Origin of the sequence: Streptomyces hygroscopicus, from assembly GCF_026168105.1 — a bacterium.
Lineage (GTDB): Bacteria > Actinomycetota > Actinomycetes > Streptomycetales > Streptomycetaceae > Streptomyces > Streptomyces hygroscopicus_D.
This window is the reverse complement of record NZ_LBMW01000144.1, coordinates 1-1637: the sequence shown is the minus strand read 5'-3', so window position 1 is coordinate 1637 and position 1637 is coordinate 1. Positions and strand designations below refer to the sequence as shown.

General features: G+C 66.8%; 2 protein-coding genes. Both read left to right on the top strand.

Features of this window, described 5'->3' with window-relative positions:
* On the top strand, window positions 1–286 hold a 286-nt coding region (locus AAW14_RS39280; RefSeq protein ID WP_265569253.1), incomplete at its 5' end, for a phosphopantetheine-binding protein.
* Window positions 286–1637, top strand: a 1352-nt coding sequence (locus tag AAW14_RS39275) for a condensation domain-containing protein (protein WP_265569251.1), incomplete at its 3' end; no start/stop codon positions are given. The genes AAW14_RS39280 and AAW14_RS39275, both read left to right, overlap by 1 nt.

The window sequence follows — 1637 nt, the reverse complement described above, 5'->3', positions numbered from 1 at the left end:
CACCGGCCGAGCCCCGGCCAGCCACCAGGAAGAGCTCCTCTGCGAAGCCTTCGCGCACGTACTGGGTCTGGACACCGTCGGCGTCGACGACGACTTCTTCGACCTCGGCGGACACTCGGTGCTCGCGGTCCGGCTGACCAGCCGGATCAGAACTGTGCTCGGTGTGGAAGTACCGCTGCGCGTGCTCTTCAAGGCACCGACGGTTGCAGGCCTCGCGCAGCAGCTTGGAAGCCAGAAATCAGCTAGGCCGAGGCTGCGGCCGATGCGTTCCCAGGAGGAGTCCTGATGATTCCGTTGTCATTCGCGCAGCGTCGGTTGTGGCTCATCGGGCAGTTGGAGGGGCCGAGTGCCACTTACAACATCCCGGTAGTGCAGCGGTTGTCGGGCGAGTTGAACCGTGCGGCGCTGAAAGCGGCGCTGCAGGACGTGGTCGGTCGGCATGAGACGCTGCGCACAGTCTTCCCGACAGCCAACGGTGAGCCGTACCAGCGCGTCCTGAAGCTCGACGAACTCGGCTGGGACCTGGAGGTGGCCCAGGTTGCTCCGGCCGACATCGACGCTGCGGTCGCCGAGGAGTGCGGCCACGCCTTCGAACTGGCCAGGGAGGCGCCGTTCCGGTGTCGGCTTCTCGAGCTCGGCCCGCAGGAGCACGTCCTCGCAGTGACTATCCATCACATTGCGAGTGACGGCTGGTCGACCGGGCTTCTGGCGCGAGACGTCTCGGTCGCCTATGCGGCGCGGTGCGCGGGGCGGACTCCGGAGTGGGAGCCGCTGCCGGTGCAGTACGCGGACTACACGCTCTGGCAGCGGGAGCTGCTCGGCAGCGAGGACGACCCCGAGAGTGTCCTGTCCCAGCAGCTCGATTACTGGCGGAAGAGGCTGGCCGGAGCTCCGGAGGAGTTGGCGCTGCCGTTCGACCACGCGCGTCCGACGGTGGCGAGTTATCGGGGCCACCGAGTCTTGGTCGAGATTCCTGCAGAGGTGCACGCACGGCTGGTGGAGGTGGCGCGGGCTGAGGGTGTGACCGTCTTCACGGTGCTGCAAGCAGCCCTGGCGGTGTTGCTCTCGCGTCTTGGTGCGGGTACCGACATCCCGATCGGCACGCCTGTGGTCGGCCGCATGGACGAGGCACTGGACAATTTGGTCGGCTTTTTCGTCAGCACGCTGGTCCTGCGCACTGACCTGTCGGGGGATCCGACCTTCCGTGAGGTGCTGGCTCAGGTGCAGGAGACGAGCCTGGAGGCGTTCGAGCACCAGGACGTTCCGTTCGAGAGACTGGTGGAGGAGCTGGCGCCGAGCCGATCGATGGCCCGGCATCCGCTGTTCCAGGTCATGCTGACGCTGCAGAACACCGCTGAGGCATCGCTGGAGCTGCCGGAACTGGTCATATCCGGGGTTGCGTCGGGTCCGGGGGCCGCCAAGTTCGACCTGGAGGTGGGCTTCGGTGAGCAGTTCGATGCTGACGGCAAGCCGGCTGGGCTGCGTGGCTCCGTGGTCGCGGCGGCGGATTTGTTCGAGACTGATTCGGTTGAGCGGCTTGCTGAGCGCTTTGTGCGGGTGTTGGAGCAGTTGGTCGCTGACCCATGGGCGCCGTTGGGCGCGGTTGAGGTGCTGGACGGGGCCGAGCGGCGTCGGGT